The following is an 18518-nucleotide window of genomic DNA, read 5'->3' as shown; positions in this document are numbered from 1 at the left end:
TGTGGAATGAGCGCCCTAGCTTAGCCGTTGCCCAAGGGCGGCGAAAGCGCCGCGCAGCGATTGGCCGATTGCGGACGAGCGGGGCGCGACAGAGCCGGCGCTTGATGCCGCGCCGCGCCAAACCGGGTAGACTGCGCGCCCGTTTTCTGGAGACCACCATGACCCTTCTCAAATTCAGCGATGTGTCCCTCGCCTTCGGCGCCATGCCGCTGTTGGACAAGGTGTCCTGGCAGATCGGCCGCGGCGAGCGGGTGTGCATCATCGGCCGCAACGGCACCGGCAAATCCAGCATGCTGCGCCTGGTCAAGGGCGAGCAGCGCCCCGACGACGGCGATATCTGGCGCAGCCCGGGGCTCAAGATCGGCGAGCTGCCGCAGGAATTGCCGTTGGCCGACGGCCGCTCGGTGTTCGACGTGGTTGCCGAAGGCCTCGACGGCGTGGGTGCGTTGCTGGCCGAGTACCACCACCTGAGCCAGAACATCGTCACCGACGAAGACCTGAACAAGCTCATGCATGTCCAGCACGAACTGGAATCGCGCGACGGCTGGCGCTTGCAGCAGCTGGTCGACAGCACCCTGAGCCGCCTGCAACTGCCGGCCGACAAGACCCTCGCCGAGCTCTCCGGCGGCTGGCGTCGCCGTGTGCTGCTGGCCCAGGCACTGGTCTCCGAGCCGGACCTGCTGCTGCTGGACGAGCCGACCAACCACTTGGACATCGGCGCCATCGCCTGGCTCGAAGAGGCGCTCAAGGGCTTCACCGGTGCCGTGCTGTTCATCACCCACGACCGTTCCTTCCTGCAGAACCTGGCCACACGCATCCTCGAACTGGACCGTGGCGGGCTGATCGACTGGAACGGCGACTACGCCAGCTTCCTGGTGCACAAGGAAGCGGCCCTGGCCGCCGAAGAAACCGCCAATGCGCTGTTCGACAAGCGCCTGGCCCAGGAGGAGGTGTGGATTCGTCAGGGCATCAAGGCCCGCCGCACCCGTAACGAAGGCCGCGTGCGCGCCTTGAAGGCCCTGCGCGTCGAGCGCGGCGAGCGCCGCGAACGCCAGGGCAAGGCGAACATCGTCATCGAATCGGCGGACAAGTCCGGCAAGCAGGTCATGGCGTTGGAAAACGTCAGCTTTGCCCACCCCGGCGGCCCGCTGCTGGTCAAGGACTTCTCCATGGTCGTGCAGCGCCAGGACCGCATCGGTCTGCTGGGCGCCAACGGTACCGGCAAGACCACCTTGCTGAAGATGATGCTCGGTGATCTTGAGCCGAGCGCCGGCAAGGTCGACCGTGGCACCAAACTCGAAGTGGCCTACTTCGACCAGTTGCGTCATCAGCTAGACCTGGAAAAGACGGTGATCGACAACCTCGCCGAAGGTCGCGACTTCATCGAGATCGATGGCCAGAACCGCCATGTGCTGAGCTACCTCGGTGACTTCCTGTTCAGCCCGCAGCGTGCCCGTACGCCGGTCAAGGCGCTGTCGGGCGGCGAACGCGCGCGGCTGTTGCTGGCCAAACTGTTCAGCAAGCCGGCCAACCTGCTGGTGCTCGACGAACCCACCAACGACCTCGACGTCGAGACCCTGGAACTGCTCGAAGAAGTGCTGTGCAACTACAAGGGCACGGTGCTGATGGTCAGCCACGACCGGGCCTTCCTCGACAACGTGGTCACCAGCACGCTGGTGTTCGAAGGCGAGGGCCGGGTGCGCGAGTACGTCGGCGGCTTCGAGGACTGGATCCGCCAAGGCGGTTCGCCGCGCCTGCTGGGCGTGGCCGAGAGCAAGGGCGGCAAGTCCGAGCTCAACAGCGCCGTGGTGGAAAAGGTCGCCGAGGCGCAGCCGGCACCGGTGGCCCAGCCGGGTGCGGAACCTGCGAAGAAGAAGCTCAGCTACAAGCTGCAGCGCGAGCTGGAACTCCTGCCGCAGCAGATCGACGCCCTGGAACAGCAGATGGCCAAGGTGCAGGAAACCATCGCCGACGCCGGTTTCTACCAGCGGCCTGCCGCCGAAACCGCGGCCGTGCTGGCGCAGTTGGAGCAGTTGCAGGGCGAGTTGGACGTATTGGTGGAGCGCTGGGCCGAACTGGAGGGTTGAAGCCGGGCCGAACGGCCCGGTCATGCGCGCGGCGCCCCTGGGGGCGCCGCGACTGCGTCAGCTGTCTTTTTTCGCCAGGCGCACCGCCAGCACGTCGCACGGCGCGCCGTGCAACACGTCGTTGGCGGTGGAGCCGAGCAGCAGGGCCAAGCCATGGCGACCGTGACTGCCGACCACGATCAGGTCGCACTGCGCTTGTTCGGCCAGTTTGTGGATCTCCTGGCGGGGTTGGCCATAAGCAAGGTGCGAATCGCCACGCTGGATGCCCGCGTACTTGGTGAACAAACGGTTCATGCGCTCTTTGGCCTGGTCGAGCTGCTGTTGCTGCAACTGCGAGAGGTCCATCGGCACATCGCCACCGAACGCCATGGCCATGGGTTCGACGATGTGCACCAGCGACACCTTGGCGTTGTTCGGCGTGGCGATGTCCATGGCACGCTTGATCACGGGGTCACACTCTTCCGTCAGGTCGACGGCGACCAGAAGATGAATGTAGGGCATGAGCGGCACTCCTTGGGATCGGGTAAGGGAAGTATGGTCGCTTTCGAGACGCTCGCCGTAAAACGGACTGACACGCTCATGTGCAACGCTTCGAGGGACGTACAGATATGACGGTATGGCTGGTTGTGTCAATCCTTGCGCTGATCCTCAGCCCGCTCGCCTGGCTGCGGCCCTCGCGCAAGCAGAGCCGGCAGATGGACCTGCGCCTGCAAGCGCGCCGCGCAGGGCTGGCCATGCAGTTGGCGCCGCAGCAGTGGCCGCACTGGCTGGAAAAGCAGCCGCCCAGCCCTTGCCCGCAGTACTACCGCGCACGCCGTGCCGGACGCGTCGACACGTGGAGCTATTGGCAGGTGAGCCCGGGCGTGTGGTGGAACCAGTGGCGCGAGGTATGCGGCGAAGCGCGGCTGGTGGCGGTCTTTGCCGAGCTGCCGGAGAGCGTCTACAAGGTCGAAGCCGATTCGCGCATGCTCGCGCTGTACTGGGGCGAGCGCGGCGAGGAGGGGGTGGTGGAGACCGTCAAGGGGGCGCTCGATACGCTCGCTTGACGCGAGCCCGCCACCCACAGACGCTGAAACGACATCGCGGGGCCGTGCCCGTTTCGATGGCTGGATCGACCAGTCGAACGAAACGGGCACGGCCCCGCGATGCGTTCTGCTGCCGCAGAAAAGGCCAGGCAGGCCGGGAAACGACTTGACTATAGTCCAGTGCGCACACGTGTGGCGAGCCTGTGTCGACGGAGCCTGTATACCTGGCATGAATGATCGCCGATCACGCGCATCACGGCCTCGACCCAGGCGGTGCAGAATGACCGAACGGTCGGTTTGAGCGAATGCTTGCGGGCATTTGACAACCTCGATCTTTTCGGAGAATGTGTGCGCACCCAAATCAAACGGGCGTATGAATTGAGCGTTTAGATGTCCGAACGCTTCTACAGAATCCCGAACAGCCTGCTGGCGGGTGTGCCCGGAACATGCGGCCAATCGCGCCTGTGTCCGGCGACCGGCAGGTACCGTTCAGCTTCCATCCCATGGAGATCAGTTGATGATTTACGAAGGTAAAGCCATCACGGTTAAGGCTCTTGAAAGCGGCATCGTCGAATTGCAGTTCGACCTCAAGGGTGAGTCCGTCAACAAGTTCAACCGCCTCACCCTCGAAGAACTGCGTCAGGCCGTCGAGGCCATCGCCAGCGACGCCTCGGTCAAGGGCGTGATCGTCAGCAGCGGCAAGGACGTGTTCATCGTCGGCGCCGACATCACTGAGTTCGTCGACAACTTCAAGTTGCCCGAAGCCGAGCTGGTCGCCGGCAGCCTGCAGGCCAATCGCATCTTCAATGCGTTCGAAGACCTGCACGTGCCCACCGTCGCGGCCATCAACGGCATCGCCCTGGGTGGCGGCCTGGAAATGTGTCTGGCAGCCGATTACCGAGTCATGTCCAGCGATGCCAAGATCGGCTTGCCGGAAGTCAAGCTGGGCATCTACCCAGGCTTCGGCGGCACCGTGCGTCTGCCGCGCCTGATCGGTCCGGACAACGCCATCGAGTGGATCGCCTCGGGCAAGGAAAACCGTGCCGAAGACGCGCTGAAACTCGGCGCCGTCGACGCTGTGGTCGCCCCGCAACTGCTGCAGGCCGCGGCCCTCGACCTGATCAAGCGCGCCATCGGCGGCGAGCTGGACTACAAGGCCAAGCGCCAGCCCAAGCTGGACAAGCTCAAACTCAACGCCATCGAGCAGATGATGGCCTTCGAAACCGCCAAGGGCTTCGTCGCCGGGCAAGCCGGGCCGAACTATCCGGCGCCGGTCGAGGCCATCAAGAGCATCCAGAAAGCCGCCAACTTCGGCCGCGACAAAGCACTGGAAGTCGAAGCGGCGGGCTTCGCCAAACTGGCCAAGACCGCAGTCGCGCAAAGCCTGATCGGCCTGTTCCTCAACGACCAGGAACTCAAGCGCAAGGCCAAGGCCTACGACCGCATCGCCCGCGACGTGAAGCAGGCGGCCGTGCTGGGTGCCGGCATCATGGGTGGCGGCATCGCCTACCAATCGGCCGTCAAAGGCACGCCGATCCTGATGAAGGACATTCGCGAAGAGGCCATCCAACTGGGCCTGAGCGAAGCCTCCAAGCTGCTTGGCAGCCGGGTCGAGAAAGGCCGTCTGACCGCTGCGCAAATGGCCGAATCGCTCAATGCCATTCGCCCGGTGCTCTCCTACGGCGATTTCGGCACGGTCGACATCGTCGTCGAAGCCGTGGTGGAAAATCCCAAGGTCAAGCAGGCGGTTTTGGCGGAAGTGGAAGGGCAGGTCAAGGACGATGCGATCCTGGCGTCCAACACCTCGACCATTTCCATCAACCTCCTGGCCCAGGCGCTCAAGCGCCCGGAGAACTTCGTTGGCATGCACTTCTTCAACCCCGTGCACATGATGCCGCTGGTGGAAGTGATCCGCGGTGAAAAGTCCAGTGACGAAGCCGTCGCCACCACCGTGGCCTACGCCAAGAAAATGGGCAAGAACCCCATCGTGGTCAACGACTGCCCGGGCTTTCTGGTCAACCGCGTGCTGTTCCCTTATTTCGGTGGTTTCGCCCGTCTGGTCAGCGCCGGCATCGACTTCGTGCGCATCGACAAGGTCATGGAGAAGTTCGGCTGGCCCATGGGCCCGGCCTACCTGATGGACGTGGTCGGCATCGACACCGGCCACCATGGCCGCGACGTGATGGCCGAAGGCTTCCCCGATCGCATGAGGGACGACCGTCGCTCGGCCATCGACGCGCTGTACGAAGCCAAGCGTCTGGGGCAGAAGAACGGCAAGGGCTTCTACGCCTATGAAACCGACAAGCGCGGCAAGCCGAAGAAAGTCGCCGACCCTGCCGTGCTCGAAGTGCTGCAACCGGTGATCTACGAGCAGCGCGAGCTGAGCGACGACGACATCCTCAACTGGATGATGATCCCGCTGTGCCTGGAAGTGGTGCGCTGCCTGGAAGACGGTATCGTCGAAAGCGCCGCCGAAGCGGACATGGGCTTGGTCTACGGCATCGGCTTCCCACCCTTCCGTGGCGGGGCGCTGCGCTACATCGATTCGATCGGGGTCGCCGAGTTCGTCGCCCTGGCCGACCAGTACGCCGAATTGGGCCCGCTGTACCACCCGACCGCCAAGCTGCGCGAAATGGCCAAGAGCGGCCAGCGTTTCTTCAACTGAGCGGTCCACGAGCTAGAGCGAGAGATTTGATATGAGCCTGAATCCAAGAGACGTGGTGATCGTCGACTTCGGTCGCACGCCCATGGGCCGCTCCAAGGGTGGCATGCACCGCAATACCCGCGCCGAGGACATGTCGGCGCACCTGATCACGAAACTGCTCGAGCGCAACGCCAAGGTCGATCCGAAAGAAGTCGAGGACGTGATCTGGGGCTGCGTCAACCAGACCCTCGAACAGGGCTGGAACGTGGCACGCATGGCTTCGCTGATGACGCCCATCCCGCACACCTCGGCGGCGCAGACCGTCAGCCGCCTGTGCGGTTCGTCGATGAGCGCGCTGCACACCGCCGCCCAGGCGATCATGACCGGCAACGGTGATGTGTTCGTCATCGGTGGCGTCGAGCACATGGGCCACGTCAGCATGATGCACGGCGTCGATCCCAACCCGCACCTGTCGCTGCACGCGGCCAAGGCCTCCGGCATGATGGGCCTGACCGCCGAGATGCTGGGCAAGATGCACGGCATCAGCCGCGAGCAGCAGGACCAGTTCGCCCTGCGCTCGCACCAGCTGGCGCAAAAGGCCACGGTCGAGGGCAATTTCAAGGACGAAATCATTCCCATGCAGGGTTATGACGAGAACGGTTTCCTCAAGGTCTTCGACTTCGACGAAACCATTCGTCCGGAAACCACCCTCGAAGGTTTGGCCGCACTCAAGCCTGCGTTCAACCCCAAGGGCGGTACCGTGACGGCCGGTAGTTCCTCGCAGATCACCGATGGCGCTTCGTGCATGATCGTCATGTCCGGCCAGCGCGCGATGGACCTGGGCATCGAGCCGCTGGCGGTGATCCGCTCCATGGCGGTGGCCGGCGTAGATCCGGCGATCATGGGCTACGGCCCCGTGCCGTCGACGCAGAAAGCGCTCAAGCGCGCGGGTCTGACCATCGCCGACATCGACTATTTCGAGCTCAACGAAGCCTTCGCCGCACAAGCCTTGCCGGTACTGAAAGATCTGAAAGTGCTCGACAAGATGAATGAGAAGGTTAACCTGCACGGCGGCGCGATCGCCCTCGGCCATCCTTTCGGTTGCTCGGGCGCCCGGATTTCCGGGACTCTGCTCAACGTGATGAAGCAGAAGGGCGGCACCCTCGGGGTCGCCACCATGTGCGTGGGCCTCGGCCAGGGCATCACCACTGTGTTCGAACGGCGCTGATCGTTTCGTTGTCACAGCAGCCGGGGCCCAGTGCCCCGGCTTTTGTTTTTCATGTATCCAGGAGCATGTGACATGCAGGTCCAAGCAGGCATCTACCAGCATTACAAAGGGCCTGAGTACCGTGTGTTCGGTACGGCCCGGCATTCGGAAAGCGAAGAGTGGGTCGTGGTCTACCAATGCCTGTACGGCGATTTCGGTCTGTGGGTGCGGCCGTTGTCGATGTTCCTCGAAACTGTCGAGATCGATGGGCAGCAGGTACCACGCTTCGCTTTGCGCAAGGCCGAGGCACAAACGCTTGGCGAAATGGGCGCATCGGGCCTCTAGGCCTTGGACGAAATGGGTTTGCGGGAGGGGTGACGTCGTCGAACGTTACCGGATATGGGCTAGGGTGAAGGCATCGCGGGCATTGGGCCCCAGCCCGATCCGCGAGCCGTCCGGGCCGACCGCACCGCAGGCAGATTTCGTACACGGCTTGGGCGACTGCGCTTGACCTCATCTTGTCGCCACTATATATAGCGGTGCCGCGTCCGGCACCTGGCGCGTTATTCATCTCCAGATTCAGGAATACACCGATCCATGGGCAAATCGCTGGTCATTGTGGAATCCCCGGCCAAGGCCAAGACCATCAACAAGTACCTGGGCAACCAGTACGTGGTGAAGTCGAGTATCGGCCATATCCGCGACCTTCCCACCAGCGGTTCGGCCAGCGCCTCCAAGGAGCCGGCGGCCAAGCGTGGCAAGGCCGCCGCCGATGCGCCGGTGCTGCCGCCGAAAGAGAAGGCCCGCCGCCAGCTGGTGGCGCGCATGGGCGTCGACCCCGACGCCGGCTGGAAGGCCAAGTACGAAATTCTGCCCGGCAAGGAAAAGGTCATCGACGAGCTGCGGCGCTTGGCCAAGGATGCCGACACCATCTATCTCGCGACCGACTTGGACCGTGAAGGGGAGGCCATCGCCTGGCACCTGCGCGAAGCCATCGGCGGCGACGACAGCCGCTACAAGCGCGTGGTGTTCAACGAGATCACCAAGAAAGCCATTCAGGAAGCGTTTTCGCAGCCGGGCGAGCTGGATATCGCACGGGTCAACGCCCAGCAGGCGCGGCGCTTCCTCGATCGCGTGGTCGGCTACATGGTCTCGCCACTGCTGTGGGCCAAGATCGCCCGTGGCTTGTCGGCGGGCCGTGTGCAGTCGGTGGCGGTCAAGCTGGTGGTGGAGCGCGAACGTGAGATCCGCGCCTTCAACCCCGAAGAGTACTGGGAGATCCATGCCGACCTGAGCAGCGCCAAGAACGCCAACGTGCGTTTCGAGGTCGCGCGCCAGAACGGCGAGGCGTTCAAGCCGCTGAACCAGGCCCAGGCCATGGCGGCACTCGAGCAGCTCAAGGCGTCCAGCTATAGCGTCAGCAAGCGTGAAGACCGGCCGACCAGCAGCAAGCCTTCGGCGCCGTTCATTACCTCCACCCTGCAGCAGGCGGCGAGCAATCGCCTCGGCTATGGCGTGAAGAAGACCATGATGATGGCGCAGCGCTTGTACGAGGCGGGCTACATCACCTATATGCGTACCGACTCGACCAACCTGTCCACAGACGCGGTCGAGATGGCACGCAGCTACATCGAGCACGAATTCGGCAAGCAATACCTGCCCGAATCGCCGGTGGTGTACGGCAGCAAGCAAGGCGCGCAAGAGGCGCACGAAGCCATCCGGCCTTCGGACGTCAATACGCACCCCAGCAAGCTCAGTGGCATGGAGCGCGACGCCGAGCGTCTGTACGAGCTGATCTGGCGTCAGTTCCTGGCCTGCCAGATGCCACCTGCCCAGTACCTGTCCACCAGCATCACGGCAGTGGCCGGCAACTTCGAGCTGCGGGCCAAAGGCCGGATTCTCAAATTCGACGGTTACACCCGCGTGTTGCCGCAACAGAGCAAGCCGGGCGAAGACGACGTGCTGCCGGAAATGGCTCAGGGCGAAGCGTTGCAGCTGGTCGAACTCGATCCGAGCCAGCACTTCACCAAGCCGCCGGCACGCTTCACCGAAGCCAGCCTGGTCAAGGAAATGGAAAAACGCGGTATCGGTCGCCCATCGACCTACGCCGCCATCATTTCCACCATTCAGGACCGCGGTTACGTGACCCTGCACAACCGTCGCTTCTATTCGGAAAAGATGGGCGACATCGTCACCGAGCGGCTCTCGGAGAGCTTCTCCAACCTCATGGACTACGGCTTCACCGCCGGCATGGAAGAGCACCTGGACGACGTCGCCCAGGGCGGACGCGACTGGAAGAACGTGCTCGACGAGTTCTACGGCGATTTCAGCAAGAAACTGCTGACCGCCGAAGCGGCCGAGAACGGCATGCGTGCCAACCAGCCGACCATGACCAACATTCCCTGCAAGGAATGTGGCCGACCGATGATGATCCGTACGGCGTCCACCGGCGTGTTCCTCGGCTGCTCGGGTTATACCCTGCCGCCCAAAGAGCGTTGCAAGGCCACGGTCAACCTGGTTCCGGGCGACGAAATCGCGGCCGACGACGAAGGTGAATCGGAATCGCGCGTACTGCGTGGCAAGCACCGCTGCCCGATCTGCGCAACGGCCATGGATGCCTACCTGCTGGACGAGAAGCACAAGCTGCACATCTGTGGCAACAATCCGGATTGCCCGGGCTACGAGATCGAAGAGGGCAGCTACCGCATCAAGGGCTACGAAGGTCCGAGCCTGGAGTGCGACAAGTGTGGCAGCGAAATGCAGCTCAAGACCGGTCGCTTCGGTAAGTTCTTCGGCTGTACCAACCCAGCCTGCAAGAACACCCGCAAACTGCTGAGGAATGGTGAAGCCGCGCCGCCGAAGATGGACAAGGTGGAAATGCCCGAACTCAAGTGCGAGAAGGTCGACGACACTTATGTGCTGCGCGACGGTGCCTCGGGCTTGTTCCTGGCCGCCAGCCAGTTCCCCAAGAACCGTGAAACCCGCGCGCCACTGGTCAAGGAGATCGTGCCGCATAAAGCCGAGATCGATCCCAAGTACCACTTCCTGTGCGAAGCGCCGCAGCAGGATCCGGAAGGTCGTCCAACCGTGATTCGCTACAGCCGCAAGACCAAGGAGCAGTACGTGCAGACCGAAGTGGAAGGCAAGCCGACTGGCTGGAAGGCGTTCTACGACGGCTCGGCCTGGAAGGTCGAAGACAAGCGTTGAGGGTGGCGCACCGCAAGGTGGCGCTCTGCAAGGTGGCGCTCTGCAAGGAGGCACTCGGCATGAGGCGCTGATTCAAGTGGGAACGACGGGGCAAGACGGGTGACCGACTTGCCCCCGCCGCATTTGGCTTGCGCTAAAGGCAACCTGCCGTTACAACAGCGGTTCGCCCCACTTTCGAGGACGCCTCGCGCCATGGCTCAGGAACTGTATACCCGCACCAATCAGAAGCTGTTTTTCGCAGGACTGGCCCTGGAGTCAATGAAGAACGCCCAGGAAAGCCGGGCCATGAACGCCCAGGGTTTGCTCCAGGCCGAGCGCGAGGCGGCGCTGTTCCACCTGTACGGCGGTTTGTTGGGTCTGTGCCATGAGATCGCCGGGTTCTACCGACTCCCGCAGGCCAACGCCACCCAGGCTGAAGCGTTGCTCAACCAGGACATACTGCGCGAAGTCGCGATTCCGGAGATGGCGGAGCTGTTGGAGCTGGCAGGCAATCCGCAGAGCTGGTTGGCGCAGCTGCTCAAAGCCCATGCCGACCTGTTTCGGCCGCCGGTGGCGAAAAAGGCGCCCAAGACCGATGTCACCCAGCCACTGATCCAGGCTGTGAACTTGGACGCGCCCGAAACGCCGGCGCTTGGCTATGAAGAGTTGCAAAGCTGGCGCGCCCATCTGAAAGACGTGGCCAGACGTTTCCGTGACGCGCTGAGTGAGTGCTGATCCACGAAGTGGCTGTTACAATGATGGCCTTTCGTGGAGAACAATCCTTTATGTCAACGTCGTTTCTGGAAATTGTCGAGTTGCCTGATGGTCGCATCGAGCTGCGCCGCGCAGAGGATGAAGGGTCATTGGTGACCTTGAATTTCTCGGAGGATGCCAAGGTATTTCTGCAAGGACAGCATGTCGAAGTGGCCAAGGCCATGCTTAGCGTAGGGGTGCAAATGGCGGGGCGGTTGGCCGAAGGCGAACTGGAGCGTGACGAAGGGCCGCGCGTGTTGCACTGACTCAGACGGACTACCCCTAGCTCGCCTTCGAAGGCGAGCGTTGCAGGCAAAGCCTGAACATCAGCCGATGCGGATGTTCAGGCTTTGTGCATTACCGGCGCTGGCGGCGCGGATCAACAGATGCCGAGCGCTGGCGTTGAGGCTACCCAACCAACTGACCACGGTGTGGCTGCGCTTGAGGCGCAGCGCTTCGCCGGCCAGGTGCAGTGCGCTCTGCGTACCGCGGGGATGCAGTAGCAGGATGCGCTCACGGTTCAAACCTGCGTCTCGCAGCCAGGCCTGGGTCAGGCTGGCGGGCGGGGCGATCAGGGTGAGCCAGCGGGTGTCGTCTTTTTCGCTCAACTCTCGCAGGACGGGCGCCAGCAGGCTGTGACAATGGCCAGACGCACCCCGCAGGCTCAGCTCGCTGAACAGTTCGGGCCGGCAGTAGTCTGCTGACGGTTCACGGGCCTTCAGACCAGGCAGCACGGGTTGGGCCAGAAAAGCCTCAAACAGTGACAACTGAATATGCTCGGATGCGTGGGTGGACGTATGCATGGCGCCTCCTGGGTCAGCGGCGAATGACGCCGACGCTCAAACCTTCGATGACCAGTTCCTGATCCTTGAGATCGACTTCGATCGGCGCGAACTCGGGGTTCTCGGCGATCAGCCAGACTTTGCTGCCTTCGCGTTTGAAGCGCTTGACCGTAACTTCGTCACCGATGCGCGCGACCACGATCTGGCCATTGCGGGCCTCGCGGCAGGTGTGCACGGCCAGCAGGTCACCGTCGAAGATGCCGACGTCTTTCATGCTGGTGCCATGCACGCGCAGCAGGTAATCGGCGCGAGGATTGAAGAAGTCCGGGTTGATGTTGCACGATTGCTCGATGTGCTGTTCGGCGAGAATCGGCGCCCCTGCAGCGACCCGTCCGACGATGGGCAGGGTGGCGCTCTCGGGCTTGGCTTCAAGGCCCGGGATGCGAATGCCGCGCGAAGCGCCTGGTGTCATCTCGATGGCGCCTTTGCGGGCGAGGGCCTTGAGGTGTTCTTCGGCGGCATTGGGTGATTTGAAGCCCAGTTCCTGGGCGATTTCCGCGCGGGTGGGCGGGAAACCGTTGTCTTCCAAGCAGCGCTTGATGAAGGCGAGGATTTCGGCTTGGCGTGGCGTCAGTTTCAACATGGCATGCGCTCTGTTTTTTTATCCAGTGACTGGGATTATATACAGTAGTAGTCCCGCTGCAAGCTTTCCATGCGAACGCCCTCGCTCGTCGGTCTCGGCGTTCGCGTCGCAGGCCAGCGAGGATGCGGGTTGTGGCAATGATCGAGACGCCGCTGTCGAAATGCGACCGGCAGGTCACACGATCTTGACAGCGGCGGGCCTGAAACGTATGTTTCAAACAACTGTTTGTCTGGCGAATAGGTAAGTCATGGCCCAATCCGAAACCGTTGAACGCATTCTCGACGCTGCCGAGCAGCTGTTCGCGGAACGAGGCTTCGCCGAGACCTCGCTGCGTCTGATCACCAGCAAGGCCGGGGTCAACCTGGCGGCGGTAAATTACCACTTCGGTTCGAAGAAAGCCCTGATCCAGGCGGTTTTCTCGCGCTTTCTCGGCCCGTTCTGCGCCAGCCTGGAACGTGAACTGGAGCGCCGCCAGGCCCAGCCCGAGCTCAAACCGAGCCTCGAAGAGCTCCTGGAAATGCTGGTCGACCAGGCGTTGGCCGTGCAGCCGCGCAGCAATAATGACCTGTCCATCTTCATGCGCCTGTTGGGCCTGGCCTTCAGCGAAAGCCAGGGGCACCTGCGCCGCTACCTCGAAGACATGTACGGCAAGGTCTTCCGCCGCTACATGTTGCTGGTCAACGAAGCCGCGCCGCGCATTCCGCCGCTGGAGCTGTTCTGGCGCGTGCACTTCATGCTCGGCGCGGCGGCCTTCAGCATGTCGGGCATCAAGGCTCTGCGCGCCATCGCGGAGAACGACTTCGGCCTCAACACCTCGATCGAGCAGGTCATGCGCCTGATGGTGCCGTTCCTCGCGGCCGGCATGCGCGCCGACAGTGGTGTCACCGATCCGCAAATGGCCGACGCCCAACTGCGTCCACGCAGCAAACCCTCCGTCCAGGGCGTCCCGGCCAAAGCCTGAGGCTGCCCTCCCCGTATCCGAAGGATTTCCTATGACTGCCTGCCTGCAAGGCTCCCTGATGGTGGATATCGCCGGCACCTGGCTGACCGCCGAAGACCGTGCGCTGCTGCGCCAGCCGCAAGTCGCCGGCCTGATCCTGTTCGCCCGCAACATCGAAAGCCCGCGCCAGGTGCGCGAGCTGTGTGCCTCCATCCGCGCCATCCGCCCGGACCTGATTCTGGCCGTCGATCAAGAGGGCGGTCGCGTCCAGCGCCTGCGTGAGGGCTTCGTCCGCTTGCCGGCCATGCGCGCACTGGCCGACAACGCCAATGCCGAAGGGCTGGCCGAGCACTGCGGTTGGGTGATGGCCAGCGAGGTGCTCGCCGTGGGCCTGGACCTGAGTTTCGCCCCGGTCCTGGACCTCGACCATCAGCGCAGCGCGGTGGTCGGTAGCCGCGCCTTCGAAGGCGATCCGCAGCGGGCCACGCAACTGGCCGGCGCCTTCATCCGCGGCATGAACGCCGCCGGTATGGCGGCCTGTGGCAAACATTTCCCAGGGCACGGTTGGGCCGAGGCCGACTCGCACGTGGCGATCCCCACCGACGAGCGCAGTCTGGACGAGCTGCGCCAAGCCGACCTGCTGCCGTTCCGCAGCTTGAGCAAACGACTGGCTGCCGTGATGCCGGCCCACGTCATCTATCCCCAGGTCGATAACCAGCCCGCGGGCTTTTCGCGCCGCTGGCTGCAAGACATCCTGCGCGGTGAACTGGGCTTCGACGGCGTGATCTTCAGCGACGACCTGTCGATGGCCGGGGCCCATGTGGTGGGCGATGCCGCCAATCGTATCGAAGCCGCGTTGAGCGCCGGCTGCGACATGGGGCTGGTGTGCAACGATCGCGCAGCCGCCGAACTGGCTCTGAGCGCCGCGCAACGCATGAAGGTCAGCCCTTCGCCGCGCATCGCCAGCATGCGCGGGCGTGGCTTTGCGCGGACCGATCATCGCGAGCAACCGCGTTGGCTTGAAGCGTTGAGCGCGTTGCGCGAGGCGCAGTTGATCGACTGATCTTGGGGGATCCGAACCTGCTGAATCCATTTGCCAGGGAAGCAGCCGGCCGTAGGTCTGGTTCTGCCGCTAAGGCCAGCAAAGCGGGCCTGTTACTTTAGATAGCGTTTCCCTTTCAGATCGCGGTATCTGGATTGGGCCTGCGTTGCAGGCCATCGCGGCTGAAGCCGCTCCTACACGTCTGCATGGCAGGCTAACGCGGCTGAACCGGTGCGCCGGCCGGCCGCTTCTACAGGCCTGCGTTGCAGGCCATCGCCGGCCATCGCGGCTAACCGGAGCGCCGAACCGGCCGCTCCCACGCCCCTTGCCCGGCTCTCAACGCCCGCGTTTGGCAGGCAGGGGGGCGAACAGCGCCTCGATGTCCTCGTCAGCCATGCGCCACTGCCCGGCCTGGCCATCGCCCAGCAGGCCGGCTGCCAGAGCGGCCTTGTCCTGCTGCAATTGCTGAATCTTTTCCTCCACCGTGCCGCGGGTGATCAGCTTGAACACGAACACCGGTTTGTCCTGGCCGATCCGATAGGCGCGGTCGGTGGCCTGGCTTTCGCTGGCCGGGTTCCACCAGGGATCGAAGTGGATCACAGTGTCTGCCGCCGTCAGGTTCAGACCGGTGCCGCCGGCCTTGAGGCTGATCAGGAACACCTCGCTTTCGCCAGCCTGGAACTGCACCACTGGCGTGCGCCGGTCGCGGGTATCGCCTGTCAGCAGGCTGTAGCGCACACCGCGCTGGATCAGTTCCTCCTCGATCAACGCCAGCATCGAGGTGAACTGGGAAAACAGCAGCACCCGCCGTCCCTCGCCGAGCAGTTCCTCGAGCATGTCCAGCAGGCTACCCAGCTTGCCCTTGTTCTGCTGCGGCACCTTGACCTCCAGGCCTTTGACCAGGCGTAGGTCGCAGCACACCTGGCGCAGCTTGAGCAGCGCGTCGAGGATGACGATCTGGCTGCGCGCCGCGCCGTTGCGGGCGATCTCTTCGCGAACTTTCTTGTCCATCGCCACCCGCACCGTTTCGTAGGCATCGCGCTGGGCATCGCTGAGATCGACCCAGTGCACCAGTTCGGTCTTCGGCGGCAGGTCGCGTGCGACGGCTTCCTTGGTGCGGCGCAGGAGGAAGGGGTGGATGCGCTTGGTCAGGTAGGCCAGGCGCTCGCTGTCGCCGTGGCGCTCGATCGGCGTGCGGTACTCCTTGCTGAAGTGCTTGCTGTCGCCCAACCAGCCAGGCATGAGGAAATGAAACAGCGACCACAGTTCACCCAGGTTGTTTTCCATCGGCGTGCCGGTCAGGCACAGACGCTGGTGGGCGTCCAGCTCGCGGGCGGCCTGGGCGGCCTTGCTGACGGGGTTTTTGATGTTCTGCGCTTCGTCGAGCACCAGTACGTGCCAGGCGTGTGCCTTGAGGGTCTGCAGATCACGCGGCAGCAAGGCGTAGGTGGTCAGGACCAGGTCGTACTCGCTCAGATGGGCGAAATGCTCGCTGCGCCCGGCCCCATGCAAGGCCACCACACGCAGGCCCGGGGCGAAGCGTTCGCTTTCGTCGAGCCAGTTGGGAATCAGGCTGGTCGGCATCACCGCCAAGGCAGGCTGGGTGAGGCGCCCGGCCTGCTTTTCCAGTAGCAGGTGGGCCAGGGTCTGCAGCGTCTTGCCCAAGCCCATGTCATCGCCAAGGATACCGCCGGTACCCATGTCGCGCAGCGCCTGCAGCCAGTTCAGCCCTTGCTGCTGGTAGGGGCGCAAGGTGGCATTCAGGCCGCTCGGCGGCGCCACCGACAGTTCGCGGGCATCGCGCAGGCGGCGGCCGAGGTCGCGCAACTGCTCGCCGCCTTGCCACTGCAGCGGCAGACCGTCGATGTCATTGAGGCGCATGGCGTCGGCGCGCTCCAGACGCACGCTGGGCCCGGTTTGCTCTTCGTGCAGGTAGAGGTCGCCAAGGGTGGCCATGACCGCGCGGATGCGCCCGTAGGGCAGGGCCACGCGTACGGCCGGCGCATCGTAGCGCGCAGCGTTGAGGTCGATGACCAGGTGCTCGTCGTCGCCACGCTTGGCCAGCTCCTGGCTACGCAGCAGCTCCGGATTGCTGCGCAGCAGGTACAACACGATCGGCAGCAGGCTGTGGCGTTCGCCATCGACCACGATGCCGACCTCCAGGTCGAACCATTCATGCCCCGGGCCGTCCTCGACGCTGGCGTACCAGTCGTCGACCTCGCTCAGATTGAAGGCGAAGTCGCGCTGCAGCTCGACGCTCCAACCTGCCTCGCGCAGGGCCGGCATGCCAACCCGGACGAAATGCAGCCAGGCGTGGTCGTCAGGCAGTTCGTGCATTTCCCCTGCGTTGTCGGGCAACGCCTTGCTCTGCCGGGTCGCCGGTTTGAAGCCCCAGTCGCGCAAGGCCTTGCGCCAGGCGCGTTCGGTCTCGACCTGGCGGGTGATGCGCTGACTGGTCGTGCCGGCCAGTCGGTTCAGGGGGCGCTCGTCGCTGCCGCTGACCCGCAGGCCGGCATAGTCGAACGCAAGCGCCGCTCGGTGCTGCAGCTGGCGCTGCATGCGCCCGGTCTTGGGCGCGTAGGCGCTGAACTCGACGCTGCCCAAGGTCAGCTGCACCTTTGGCTGCAAATCATCGATGACTTCATGTTCGAGCACGGTCGGAGTCGGCAACTGGTGGTTCAAGGTGTTCAGCTTGTGGCTCAGCGGAACGATCAGGTGCTCCGGTACGTCAGGGGCCAGGGTCAGGTGCTGCGCCGTGTGCGGGTCGAGGTTGTGGTCGACCAGGCCCACCTCCAGGGTCGAGGCGTCGTAGTAGTACAGCGGCAGCAGCGGCAGCACCCAGTCCAGCGGCTGTTCGCCGACCATCCAGCGACCACGATAGCTGCCGCTGTCCTGGCGTATCCAGCGAAACTCGGCAGTGCGCTCGGCGCCCTGGCGCAAGAACGGCAGGTGCGGCTCGATCACCAGGCGCCCGGTGTCCAGCGCGCGCTGCAACAGCTCGCCGCCTTCCTGGCCTTTGAGCGCGTAGCCGTATTCGGCGCCGACCGGGTCCTGCAAGGTCGACAGCAGGCGCAGGATGCGCAGGTCGTCGTCGCGTACGTAACGTCCGGGTTGGTACAGCAAGTCATACAGCGAGTGCAGGCGCTTGAATTCCAGGCCGTCCTTGCGCGCCACCGCCTTGCGCACCCGCAGTCCGCAACCCTGGTCGAGCAACAGCTGATAGCAGACCAGCCGCCCTTGCTTGTCCTCGCCCGGTGGCGTGGGCGTTGCGGCCAGGCCCTGCAGCCAGTGCTGCAGCTCGCCCGGCAGCTGCTCGGAGCCGTCCTGCGCTCGGTGGCGCTGGGCGACATGCACCAGCACCGCCGCGCAGTGCTTGCAGTTGGACCCGACCGGGCACGTACAGCTGCCTTGCATGCGGATCATCGGCCCTTGGGGGTAGGCGGTGATGTGCTGGCGATAAGGATGCTCGTCACTGCCCTGACAGGCCGCCTCGAGCTGCAACCCAGTGCAGCGCAGCAACCTGACCCGGTCCTGCCGCGCATAGCGCCGGCCGCGCTCGAGCGCAGCCTGGCTGAAGGACTCGGTCCATTTCGGATATTGCTGCAGCAGACTGCCGAACTCGTCCGCGTCCATTCACTGCTCCATCAGTTCGGGGTCTGGTTCAGGCAGTTTGCGCATGCCGGCCGGGGTGACCTTGATCAGCAAGGCCAGATGGCCGCCGTCGAGGAAATTCAGCTGGCCGCGTTTCATGTTGCTGTTGCTTTGCTTGAATTGTTCGCTGCGCAGCACGCTGCCGTTGCCGTCGAGCTGGTTGACCCAGAAGCGTGCCTGCGCGGCGATGAAGCGACCTTCGGTCAGGCTCAGCGTGCCCTCGATGGGCGAGCGGCCATAGGCCTGCTCGCCGGCGCTCAGGGCCACACGGCTCGGCTCGTCGCTCAACGTCTGCTCCCAGGCCTTGTGCAGCAGCACGCTGTAGTCGCCGTTGGCTTGCAGACGTTGCAGGGTGTCGCTCAGGCGCGCCGGGCGCTCGGCGTCGGCAGCCAGCGCAGTGGCGCCCGCGCGCCAGTCTTCCGGGGCGGGGGCGTGGTACAGCGCAGGCTCGGCGTTCTGCCTGATCAGGATCATCTCGACCTGGTACAAGCCCTCGGCATTGGCGAGTGGGACGAACAGCGCCGCGAGCACGCTCAGGTGACGAATGGCACGCATGGA

15 protein-coding genes are annotated in these 18518 nt (G+C 64.0%); 10 read left to right on the top strand and 5 right to left on the bottom strand.

Going from position 1 to position 18518, the window contains the following annotated elements; genetic code table 11:
- The first annotated feature begins 158 nt into the window (after positions 1 to 158).
- Positions 159 to 2087 carry an ATP-binding cassette domain-containing protein gene (locus AA0Z93_RS21385; protein ID WP_413047006.1) on the top strand — a complete coding sequence of 643 codons (1929 nt, stop codon included), beginning with the start codon at positions 159 to 161 and terminating at the stop codon, positions 2085 to 2087.
- A 57-nt stretch (positions 2088 to 2144) separates the two neighbouring features.
- Here the strand turns inward: AA0Z93_RS21385 and AA0Z93_RS21380 are convergent, their stop codons facing one another.
- Entirely contained in the window at positions 2145 to 2588 is a 444-nt protein-coding gene (locus tag AA0Z93_RS21380; protein WP_413047007.1) for a universal stress protein, read from the bottom strand.
- Positions 2589 to 2695: 107 nt separating this feature from the next.
- Here AA0Z93_RS21380 and AA0Z93_RS21375 point away from each other — a divergent pair, with 107 nt between their 5' ends.
- The 7 genes from AA0Z93_RS21375 to AA0Z93_RS21345 all read left to right on the top strand — a co-directional run bounded on the left by AA0Z93_RS21375 (position 2696) and on the right by AA0Z93_RS21345 (position 11168).
- Entirely contained in the window at positions 2696 to 3133 is a 438-nt protein-coding gene (locus tag AA0Z93_RS21375; RefSeq protein WP_413047008.1) for a hypothetical protein, read from the top strand.
- A gap of 496 nt (positions 3134 to 3629) precedes the next feature.
- Positions 3630 to 5777, top strand: coding sequence for a fatty acid oxidation complex subunit alpha FadB (gene fadB / locus AA0Z93_RS21370; RefSeq protein WP_413047009.1), 2148 nt, complete (start codon positions 3630 to 3632; stop codon positions 5775 to 5777).
- A gap of 31 nt (positions 5778 to 5808) precedes the next feature.
- Entirely contained in the window at positions 5809 to 6984 is a 1176-nt protein-coding gene (gene fadA, locus AA0Z93_RS21365; RefSeq protein WP_413047010.1) for an acetyl-CoA C-acyltransferase FadA, read from the top strand.
- Positions 6985 to 7056: 72 nt separating this feature from the next.
- The gene (locus AA0Z93_RS21360; protein WP_413047011.1) at positions 7057 to 7308 is read left to right on the top strand and encodes a DUF1653 domain-containing protein; all 252 of its coding nucleotides are present in this window, start codon (positions 7057 to 7059) and stop codon (positions 7306 to 7308) included.
- 252 nt (positions 7309 to 7560) lie between these two features.
- Positions 7561 to 10170 (top strand): type I DNA topoisomerase, encoded by a 2610-nt coding sequence (gene topA, locus AA0Z93_RS21355; protein ID WP_413047012.1) that lies wholly within the window; start codon positions 7561 to 7563, stop codon positions 10168 to 10170.
- Between the two features lie 192 nt (positions 10171 to 10362).
- Positions 10363 to 10884 (top strand): DUF6586 family protein, encoded by a 522-nt coding sequence (locus AA0Z93_RS21350; protein WP_413047013.1) that lies wholly within the window; start codon positions 10363 to 10365, stop codon positions 10882 to 10884.
- Between the two features lie 50 nt (positions 10885 to 10934).
- Positions 10935 to 11168: a hypothetical protein gene (locus AA0Z93_RS21345; protein WP_296269022.1), complete on the top strand. Its 234-nt coding sequence runs from the start codon at positions 10935 to 10937 to the stop codon at positions 11166 to 11168.
- 60 nt (positions 11169 to 11228) lie between these two features.
- Here the strand turns inward: AA0Z93_RS21345 and sulA are convergent, their stop codons facing one another.
- Positions 11229 to 11705: an SOS-induced cell division inhibitor SulA gene (sulA, locus tag AA0Z93_RS21340; RefSeq protein WP_296268619.1), complete on the bottom strand. Its 477-nt coding sequence runs from the start codon at positions 11703 to 11705 to the stop codon at positions 11229 to 11231.
- A 13-nt stretch (positions 11706 to 11718) separates the two neighbouring features.
- Positions 11719 to 12327 carry a transcriptional repressor LexA gene (gene lexA / locus AA0Z93_RS21335; RefSeq protein ID WP_413047014.1) on the bottom strand — a complete coding sequence of 203 codons (609 nt, stop codon included), beginning with the start codon at positions 12325 to 12327 and terminating at the stop codon, positions 11719 to 11721.
- A gap of 247 nt (positions 12328 to 12574) precedes the next feature.
- On the opposite strand from lexA, the gene AA0Z93_RS21330 reads away from it, so the two are divergent.
- Positions 12575 to 13288 carry a TetR/AcrR family transcriptional regulator gene (locus AA0Z93_RS21330; RefSeq protein WP_413047015.1) on the top strand — a complete coding sequence of 238 codons (714 nt, stop codon included), beginning with the start codon at positions 12575 to 12577 and terminating at the stop codon, positions 13286 to 13288.
- Positions 13289 to 13331: 43 nt separating this feature from the next.
- Positions 13332 to 14330: a beta-N-acetylhexosaminidase gene (gene nagZ / locus AA0Z93_RS21325; protein WP_413048384.1), complete on the top strand. Its 999-nt coding sequence runs from the start codon at positions 13332 to 13334 to the stop codon at positions 14328 to 14330.
- A gap of 315 nt (positions 14331 to 14645) precedes the next feature.
- Here the strand turns inward: nagZ and AA0Z93_RS21320 are convergent, their stop codons facing one another.
- Both AA0Z93_RS21320 and AA0Z93_RS21315 read right to left on the bottom strand, forming a co-directional pair.
- On the bottom strand, positions 14646 to 17942 hold the full coding sequence (locus AA0Z93_RS21320; RefSeq protein ID WP_413047016.1) for an SNF2-related protein: 3297 nt from the start codon (positions 17940 to 17942) through the stop codon (positions 14646 to 14648).
- Positions 17943 to 18515 carry a CsiV family protein gene (locus AA0Z93_RS21315; RefSeq protein ID WP_413047017.1) on the bottom strand — a complete coding sequence of 191 codons (573 nt, stop codon included), beginning with the start codon at positions 18513 to 18515 and terminating at the stop codon, positions 17943 to 17945.
- Between the last annotated feature and the right edge of the window lie 3 nt (positions 18516 to 18518).

The sequence above is a fragment of the Pseudomonas phoenicis genome (assembly GCF_047302395.1).
GTDB lineage: Bacteria > Pseudomonadota > Gammaproteobacteria > Pseudomonadales > Pseudomonadaceae > Aquipseudomonas.
Note: the sequence above shows the minus strand (reverse complement) of the source record. Positions and strands in the feature narration are given on the sequence as shown.

Bases quoted from the DNA above. Each gene is read 5' to 3' on its own strand.
- AA0Z93_RS21380 (WP_413047007.1), bottom strand. From the start codon at position 2,588: ATGCCCTACATTCATCTTCTGGTCGCCGTCGACCTGACGGAAGAGTGT.
- fadB (WP_413047009.1), top strand. From the start codon at position 3,630: ATGATTTACGAAGGTAAAGCCATCACGGTTAAGGCTCTTGAAAGCGGC.
- lexA (WP_413047014.1), bottom strand. From the start codon at position 12,327: ATGTTGAAACTGACGCCACGCCAAGCCGAAATCCTCGCCTTCATCAAG.
- AA0Z93_RS21330 (WP_413047015.1), top strand. From the start codon at position 12,575: ATGGCCCAATCCGAAACCGTTGAACGCATTCTCGACGCTGCCGAGCAG.
- AA0Z93_RS21375 (WP_413047008.1), top strand. From the start codon at position 2,696: ATGACGGTATGGCTGGTTGTGTCAATCCTTGCGCTGATCCTCAGCCCG.
- AA0Z93_RS21350 (WP_413047013.1), top strand. From the start codon at position 10,363: ATGGCTCAGGAACTGTATACCCGCACCAATCAGAAGCTGTTTTTCGCA.
- AA0Z93_RS21385 (WP_413047006.1), top strand. From the start codon at position 159: ATGACCCTTCTCAAATTCAGCGATGTGTCCCTCGCCTTCGGCGCCATG.
- fadA (WP_413047010.1), top strand. From the start codon at position 5,809: ATGAGCCTGAATCCAAGAGACGTGGTGATCGTCGACTTCGGTCGCACG.
- AA0Z93_RS21345 (WP_296269022.1), top strand. From the start codon at position 10,935: ATGTCAACGTCGTTTCTGGAAATTGTCGAGTTGCCTGATGGTCGCATC.
- sulA (WP_296268619.1), bottom strand. From the start codon at position 11,705: ATGCATACGTCCACCCACGCATCCGAGCATATTCAGTTGTCACTGTTT.
- AA0Z93_RS21360 (WP_413047011.1), top strand. From the start codon at position 7,057: ATGCAGGTCCAAGCAGGCATCTACCAGCATTACAAAGGGCCTGAGTAC.
- AA0Z93_RS21315 (WP_413047017.1), bottom strand. From the start codon at position 18,515: ATGCGTGCCATTCGTCACCTGAGCGTGCTCGCGGCGCTGTTCGTCCCA.
- AA0Z93_RS21320 (WP_413047016.1), bottom strand. From the start codon at position 17,942: ATGGACGCGGACGAGTTCGGCAGTCTGCTGCAGCAATATCCGAAATGG.
- topA (WP_413047012.1), top strand. From the start codon at position 7,561: ATGGGCAAATCGCTGGTCATTGTGGAATCCCCGGCCAAGGCCAAGACC.